The sequence below is a fragment of the Actinacidiphila sp. bgisy144 genome, from assembly GCF_057708105.1.
On sequence record NZ_JBYIRM010000011.1, the window covers coordinates 218,460 to 226,486 of the forward strand.

Genomic DNA, 8,027 nt, shown 5'->3' on the forward strand with positions numbered 1-8,027 from the left:
CTGCCGGGGAGGCACACCGTGGTGGACGCGCACCAGACCTTCGTGATCGTCGGAGCCGGCCTGGCCGGAGCGAAGGCCGCGGAGACGTTGCGCGCCGAGGGTTTCACCGGCCGGGTGATACTGATCGGCGACGAGCGCGACCACCCGTACGAGCGCCCACCGCTGTCGAAGGGCTTCCTGACCGGCAGCGCCGCACGCGACTCGGTCTTCGTGGAGCCCGCCTCCTGGTACGCGGAGCACGACGTCGAGCTGCACCTCGGCCAGCCCGTGGTGAACCTGGACCGCGCGGCGCACACCGTGAGCCTGGGCGACGGCACCGTACTCCAGTACGACAAGCTGCTGCTTGCGACGGGCGCGGAGCCGCGCCGCCTGGACATCCCGGGCACCGACCTCGCCGGGGTGCACCACCTGCGCCGGCTCGCCCACGCGGAGCGGCTGAAGCACGTGCTGACCAGCCTGGGCCGGGAGAACGGCCACCTGGTGATCGCGGGGGCCGGATGGATCGGCCTGGAGGTGGCCGCGGCCGCGCGCGGCTACGGCGCCGAGGTGACCGTGGTGGAGCCCGAGCCGACCGCGCTGCACGGCGTGCTCGGCCCGGAGATCGGCTCCGTCTTCACCGACCTGCACAGCGAGCACGGCGTCCGCTTCCACTTCGGCACCCGCCTGACGGAGATCACCGGCCAGGACGGCATGGTGCTGGCGGCGATCACCGACGACGGCACCGAGCACCCCGCGCACGACGTGCTCGCCGCGATCGGCGCGGCACCGCGCACCGCGCTCGCCGAGGCCGCGGGGCTGGCGCTCGCCGACCGCGCGGAGGGCGGCGGCATCGCCGTGGACGCCTCGCTGCGCACCTCCGACCCGGACATCTTCGCGGCGGGCGACGTCGCCAACGCGGAGCACCCGCTGCTGGGGTCCCCCACGTCCCGGACCAGGGGCGGCCGGCTGCGGGTGGAGCACTGGGCGAACGCGCTGCACGGCGGCCCCGCCGCGGCCCGTGCCATGCTCGGGCAGCAGGTCGGCTACGACCGCGTCCCCTACTTCTTCTCCGACCAGTACGACCTGGGCATGGAGTTCTCCGGGCACGCCGCGCCCGGGTCGTACGACCAGGTGGTGTGCCGCGGCGACGTCGGCAAGCGCCGGTTCATCGCGTTCTGGCTGCGCGAGGGCCGGGTGCTCGCCGGGATGAACGTCAACGTGTGGGACGTCACCGAGCCGATCCAGAACCTGATCCGCGACGGCCGCCCGGTCGACCCCGAGGCGCTGTCCGACCCGGCGGTGCCGCTAGCCTCGTTCCTGGACCGACCTGCACCGAACGCGGAGGAATGACCGTATGCGCACCGCCGTCGTACCCGTCGAGGAGATCTTCCCGCTGCGGTGGGAGGTGCTGCGCACCGGCATGCCGCGCGAGGCCGCCGTCTACCCGGAGGACGCGCGCGAGGACACCTTCCACATAGCGGCCTACGACGAGCAGGGCGCGGTCCGGGCGTGCGTGACGTTCTTCCCCGACCCCCTGCCGGGCGAGGCGGCACCCGCCTTCCGCTTCCGCGGCATGGGCAGCGCCGCCCAGGTGCGCGGGGGCGGCTTCGGTGCCGCCGCGCTGCGGGCCGGGCTGCGGGAGTCCGCGGCCCGGGGCGCCCAGGTGGTGTGGTGCAACGGCCGGGTCTCCGCCCGCGGCTTCTACGAGCACTTCGGGTTCACCGCGACCGGCGAGGAGTTCCAGCTCGCCCCGAGCGGACCGCACTACGTCTTCGTGACCAAGGAACTGGGCTGACCTGATCCCGGGACTTCCCGGGACAGGCCCGCCCGGGCACGCACGTCCCTCCCACCGCCCCGCCGGAGCTGTCGGCGGCGGGCCGTAAACTACTTCCGTGGCAGGAAGGATCAGGGACGACGACGTGAGGGCGGTACGCGACGCCGTCCCGATCGACTCCGTCGTCTCCGACTACCTCCAGCTCAAGAACGCCGGCGGCGGCAACCTCAAGGGCCTGTGCCCCTTCCACGACGAGAAGTCCCCCTCCTTCCAGGTCAGCCCCTCCAAGGGCCTCTACCACTGTTTTGGTTGCGGCGAGGGCGGGGACACGCTCGCGTTCGTGATGAAGGTGGACCATCTGACGTTCGCCGAGGCCGTGGAGCGGCTGGCCGCGCGGGTCGGGATCACCCTGCGGTACGAGGAAGGCAGCGCCGTCCCGGGGCGGCAGCAGGGCGAGCGGATTCGGCTGGTGGAGGCGCACCGCGCGGCCGCCGCCTTCTACGTGGAGCAACTCGGCTCGGCCGAGGCGGAGATCGGGCGGGCCTTCCTCGCCGGGCGGGGCTTCGACCAGGCGGCGGCCGAGCACTTCGGCGTCGGGTACGCACCGGCCGGGTGGGACCACCTGGTGCGCTTCCTGCGCGGGAAGGGCTTCAGCGACAAGGAGCTGATCACCTCCGGGCTCGCCTCCGAGAGCCGCCGGGGCGGCGCCATCGACCGGTTCCGCGGCCGGCTGATCTGGCCGATCCGGGACATCACCGGCGAGGTGATCGGCTTCGGCGCCCGCAAGTTGCGCGAGGACGACCAGGGCCCGAAGTACCTCAACACGCCCGAGACGCCGCTCTACCGCAAGTCCCAGGTGCTGTACGGGATCGACCTCGCCAAGAAGGAGATCGCCAGGACCGGCCGCGCGGTCGTCGTCGAGGGCTACACCGACGTCATGGCCTGCCACCTCGCCGGTGTCACCACCGCCATCGCCACCTGCGGCACCGCGTTCGCCGGGGACCACATCAAGATCTTGCGCCGGCTGCTGATGGACAACTCCACCTCGGAGGTGGTCTTCACCTTCGACGGCGACGCGGCCGGGCAGAAGGCCGCGCTGCGCGCCTTCGAGGACGACCAGAAGTTCGCCGCCGAGACGTCGATCGCGATCACCCCGGGCGGCATGGACCCCTGCGAACTGCGGCTGGCCGAGGGCGATCCGGCGATCCAGCGGCTGATCGACGGCCGCACCCCGCTCTTCGCGTTCGCGCTGCGCTCGATCGTGGGCCGATACAACCTCGACACCGACGAGGGCCGGGTCGCCGCGGTGGACGCCGCGGTGCCGGTGGTCGCCGCGATCAAGAACCAGGCGCTGCGCGACCGTTACGCGATCCGGCTGGTCGGGATGGCGGGGATCTCCACGCAGGCGGAGGAGCAGAGCATGATCCGCCGGGTGCGGGCGATGGCCCGGGCCCGCGCGGCGGGCGGCTCGGCCGGCACCGGCCCCTCCCGCGGCGGGCCGTCCCGTGGCGGGCCGGGCGGACCGTATGCGAACGGGTCGCACCCGAACGGGTCGGGCGGTGGGCCGGAGCGCGCCGAGCGGCGGGCGCCGTCCGGGCCGCGGCTGGACCTGCGCAGCCCCGCGCACCGGGTGGAGCGCGAACTGCTTAAGCTGGCCCTCCAGTTCCCCGCCCTGGTCTCCCCGGCCTTCGACGCCTACGGCGAGGACGAGTTCACCGGCCCGCCGTACGCCGCGGTGCGCCGCGCGATCGCCGAGGCGGGCGGCGCGGAGTACGCCGACGGGGACTATCTGCTGCGGGTGCGCGAAGCCGCGCCCGACGACACGGTGCGCGGCATGGTCACCGAACTGGCCGTCGAACCGGTCATGCACAAGACGCCCGAGGTGTACGCGGGCGAGGTGCTGGTGCGGGTGCGGCTGCTCGCGGTGGACCGCCGGGTGGCGCAGGTCCATGCGACCGGGGCGCGGCTGGCGGCGCAGGGCGTGCCGGCGGACGCGCCGGAGGCGGTCGCGGCGGCGAACGAGTTGTGGGCGCTCCAGCAGTACGCCCAGCGGCTGCGGGTCAGCGGAGCAGCGGCGCTCTAGGCCGATACACCTGGGGCCGCCTGGTCGACGGCCGCGCGGTGCGGACTGCGCACCGCGCGGCCGGCCGTCACCGAGGCCGCCGTCACCGGGTGCACCGGCGCCGCGGAAGCTCGCACAGACAAGGTGCCGGCCCGGTCAGACCGGTGTGCAGGCGGTGATGCTGAGGTCCGCCGGGCAGGGGGTGATGGACAGCACGTGGAAGCCCGCCTCCTTCGCCTCGCGCCGCATGTCGGCCTCGCTGCGCTCGCGGGCCTGCGCCTCGCCGACCACCATCTTGACCAGGTTGCGGAAGGCGGCCCCCGAGTCGTGCTCCACCAGCGGGTCGATCACCAGGAGCTTCGGGCTGTCCTCGGTCGGCGTCGCGCCCTCGGGAACCACCGCCCGGCGGATGTTCCGCAGGATCTGCACGCCGCTCTCCGAACTCCAGTCGTGCAGCACGTTCTTGAGGATGTAGAGGTCGCCGCCGGCGGGCACCTCGTGCAGGATGTCCGCGGGCTGGAAGGTGAGCCGGTCGGCGAGGTCCGCGCTGCCCGAGGCGGCGAGCTCGGCCTCGGCGCGGCGGCAGGTGTCCGGGCGGTCGACGCAGACGCCCCGCAGATGGGGGTGGGCGGTGAGGATCGCCTTGAGCAGGGTGCCGTTGCCGCCGCCGACGTCGACGACGGTGCGCACGCCGGCGAACGGGACGTGCTCGGCGAGCACGGTGCCGATCGGCCGTGCCCAGTCCTCCATGGCGCGGTCGAAGATCCGGGCGCTGTCGGGGTGCTGGTCCAGGTACTCGTAGAGCGAGACGCCGAACGCGGCGGGCATCACCGACGTCCCGGTCCGTACCGCCTCGGTCAGTCCGCCGGTCGCCGCGTGGCCGTACAGGCCGCACAGCAGCGCCGCCAGGTTGCGGACCGACTCCGGGTGGTCGCTCCTGAGCGGCTCGGACAGCGGGGAGTTGGCGTACCGGCCCTGCTCGTCGCGGGTGAACACGCCCAGTGCGGTGAGGGCTTGCAGGACGGAGCCGAGGGAGTCGGCGTCCGCGTCGACGGCCTTGGCCAGTTCGGGCGCGGTGGCCGGGCCCTGCGCCAGCACGTCCGCGACGCCCAGTTGGGCCGCCGTGCCGACCGCGGCGGAGGCCATCGCCCCCATGACCAGACTCATCAACGACATTTCCTGGTTCCCCAATCGCTTGTGCCGCACGCGCGTGTGCCGCATGGCCGACCGCCGGTGGGCCCCGGCCGGCCGGTGCGGTGGCACCGTCCGAACACGGCCGTCACAACCTGCCGTTGTGTGAAACGAGTGTGTGCATGAGCACAGTGGTGCCACTGCGCAGGTACGATCCGTGCGGCACACGCTAGACAAACGGCCGCTGTACGTCGTGCCGTTCAACCCGATCGCACCCGACCCGACGGCCCCGCACGGGCCACCTGTTCCCCGTGCAGCCGCATGTGGGCCGACCCGCCCGCCCACGGGGCCCGTTCACGCGCGATCGGTCGGCAGTTGAACGTCGTAGGGCCGAGCCGCAGCGCTCCGGGCCCGGCCGGGCGGCCGGATCGAGTGCCTTGAGAATCCACTGGTACGGGAAGAGGCTGGACACCATGACTGATGAGAAGCCGTCGATCGATGACGGCGCGGAGGACTCGCAGGCAGCGCTGCGGGCGTCGGACGCGGACCGGGAACAGGTGGTGGAGATCCTGCGGGACGCCGCCGGGGACGGCCGGCTGACCTCCGAGGAGGTCAGCGAACGGGTCGAGGCCGCACTGAGCGCCCGCACCGTCAGCGAACTGGCCCAGCTCACCAGGGACCTGCCGGTCTCGCCGGTCCCCGCCGACGCCGGCACCGGGTCCGAGCGGCCCAAGGACGTCGTGGAGATCAACCAGCGGTGGGGCACCCTGCACCGCTCCGGCACCTGGGAGGTCCCGCGCCACCTGGACATCCGGATGCACGGCGGCGACGTCAAACTCGACTTCACCGAGGCCGTGATCGGCCACGACACGCTGGACATCGACGCGCAGATCAGCATCGGCGGCAACCTCATCCTGGTCGTCCGGCCGGGCATCGTGGTCAGGACCGACGACGTGACCGTGCGGGTGGGAGAGGTCAAGTACCGCAATCCCGCGTCCGACGCGGACGCCCCGGTCGAGCTGCGCGTGAACGTCACCGGACTCCTCAAGGGCGGCGACATCGTGGTCCGCCACCCGCGGCGGACGCTCGGCCAGTGGATGCGCGGGGAAAGCGCCCTGAGCACCTCCGACAGCAAGAGCTGACCCGCCGATTCGGCGCACTCGCGGGGCGGTTGAACGGCCAACGGCCGATTCACCGCCCCGCGCTCGTTTTTCCCCTCGCACCGCCCGAACGGTATCCCCCGCGGCGCCGGCACCGCGTTCAACTGACGCGTTGCGGCACCCATGGGGCCTGGATATGTTCCTGTCGCTGGTGGACTCGACCTCAGGGTAAACATCGGCTTCACCCCGGTATCCCGGTCCGGAAGTTGCTGACGGCAATCGTGAGGTGGCGTGTGCGGCAGAAACTCCCTGGGAGCCCTGCCACGGTGAAAGTGTGACGGTATTCCACTGCCGGGACCGGGTTTTCCAGCCCGTGCTGCCCGCGCACCGATATTGCGTACTTCCTGGATAACGCCACATCGCGTCCCCCGAGATCGACGGCGGATTATCCTCGGCACAGCAGGGATGGCGGATTCAGGTGTCCAACGAAGAAAAGCTTCGCGATTACCTCAAGCTCGTGACGACCAACCTGCGCCAGGTCCGCCGCCGTCTGGCCGAGGTGGAGGAACGCGACCAGGAGCCGATCGCGATCGTCGGGATGGGCTGCCGCTTCCCCGGCGGGGTCCAGGGCCCGGAGGACCTGTGGCGGCTGCTCGCCGCCGGCACCGACGCGATCGGCCCGTTCCCGCAGGACCGCGGCTGGGACCTGGAGAACCTGTACGACCCCGACCCGGACCACCCGGGTACCTCCTACGCCCGGCACGGCGGGTTCATCTACGACGCGACCGACTTCGACGCCGACTTCTTCGAGATCAGCCCGCGCGAGGCGGTCTCGATGGACCCGCAGCAGCGGGTGCTGCTCGAAGTGGCCTGGGAGGCGTTCGAGCAGGCCGGGATCGACGTCAGCGCGCTGCGCGGCACCCCCACCGGCGTGTTCGCCGGGTCCTACGGCCAGGGCTACGGCACCGATCCCTCGATGCGGTCGGGCGCCTCCGAAGGGCACCTCCTCACCGGCGTGTCGACCAGCGTCACCTCCGGGCGGCTGGCGTTCACCTTCGGGCTGGAGGGCCCCGCGGTGACCATCGACACCGCCTGCTCCTCCTCCCTGGTGGCCCTGCACATGGCCGCCCGGTCGCTGCGCGCGGGGGAGTGCTCGCTCGCCCTCGCCGGCGGCTCCACGGTGATCTCCGCCCCGTCCGTGTTCGTGGGCTTCTCCCGGCAGCGCGGCATGTCCGAAGACGGACGCTGCAAGTCCTTCAGCGAGGGTGCGGACGGCTCCGGCTGGGCCGAGGGCGTCGGCATGCTGGTGGTGGAACGCCTCTCCGACGCCCGGCGCAACGGTCACAAGGTCCTTGCGGTGGTGCGGGGTTCGGCGATCAACCAGGACGGCGCGTCCAACGGCCTGACCGCGCCGAACGGCCCCGCGCAGCAGCGCGTCATCCGGGCCGCGCTGGCCGGCGCCGGCCTGACCACCGCCGACATCGACGCGGTCGAGGCGCACGGCTCGGCGACCAGGCTCGGTGACCCGATCGAGGCCGAGGCGCTGCTGGCCACCTACGGCCAGGGGCGCCCCGAGGGCCGGCCGCTGTGGCTGGGCTCGGTGAAGTCGAACATCGGCCACACGCAGGCCGCGGCCGGTGTCGCCGGTGTGATGAAGATGGTGCTGGCGCTCCAGCACGGGCAGTTGCCGCGCACGTTGCATGTCGAGGAGCCGACCAGTGAGGTGGACTGGTCGGTGGGCGGGGTGGAGTTGCTGGCGGAGCCGGTGGAGTGGCCGGGTGGGACGGGGCGGACGCGGCGGGCGGGTGTGTCCGGTTTCGGGATGAGCGGGACGAACGTCCACGTGATCCTGGAGGAGGCCCCGGCCGCGGAGACGGCTGCGGAGGCGGCCGAGCCCGGGGACGACGGAGACGACGGGGACAACGGGGTCGCCGCGGACGTGCCGGAGGCGGCGGAGGAGGTCGCTGCTCCGGCCGTTCTC

At 72.7% G+C, this 8,027-nt stretch carries 6 protein-coding genes; 5 read left to right on the plus strand and 1 reads right to left on the minus strand.

The window, feature by feature from the left end; translation table 11 throughout:
* The first annotated feature begins 18 nt into the window (after positions 1–18).
* The 3 genes from AC3EVP_RS15740 (at position 19) to dnaG (ending at position 3,836) form a co-directional block, all read left to right on the plus strand.
* Entirely contained in the window at positions 19–1,329 is a 1,311-nt protein-coding gene (locus AC3EVP_RS15740; protein ID WP_435130525.1) for an NAD(P)/FAD-dependent oxidoreductase, read from the plus strand.
* Positions 1,330–1,333: 4 nt separating this feature from the next.
* Positions 1,334–1,774: a GNAT family N-acetyltransferase gene (locus tag AC3EVP_RS15745; protein WP_335984378.1), complete on the plus strand. Its 441-nt coding sequence runs from the start codon at positions 1,334–1,336 to the stop codon at positions 1,772–1,774.
* 97 nt (positions 1,775–1,871) lie between these two features.
* Complete coding sequence (gene dnaG / locus AC3EVP_RS15750) at positions 1,872–3,836, plus strand: DNA primase (protein ID WP_435130528.1); 1,965 nt, start codon at positions 1,872–1,874, stop codon at positions 3,834–3,836.
* A 135-nt stretch (positions 3,837–3,971) separates the two neighbouring features.
* Here dnaG and AC3EVP_RS15755 read toward each other — a convergent pair whose 3' ends face one another.
* Positions 3,972–4,982, minus strand: a complete 1,011-nt coding sequence (locus AC3EVP_RS15755; RefSeq protein WP_335984376.1) for a methyltransferase — start codon at positions 4,980–4,982, stop codon at positions 3,972–3,974.
* A gap of 437 nt (positions 4,983–5,419) precedes the next feature.
* Here AC3EVP_RS15755 and AC3EVP_RS15760 point away from each other — a divergent pair, with 437 nt between their 5' ends.
* The gene (locus AC3EVP_RS15760) at positions 5,420–6,088 is read left to right on the plus strand and encodes a DUF1707 domain-containing protein (RefSeq protein ID WP_335984375.1); all 669 of its coding nucleotides are present in this window, start codon (positions 5,420–5,422) and stop codon (positions 6,086–6,088) included.
* Between the two features lie 436 nt (positions 6,089–6,524).
* On the plus strand, positions 6,525–8,027 hold a 1,503-nt coding region (locus AC3EVP_RS15765; protein ID WP_435130531.1), incomplete at its 3' end, for a type I polyketide synthase.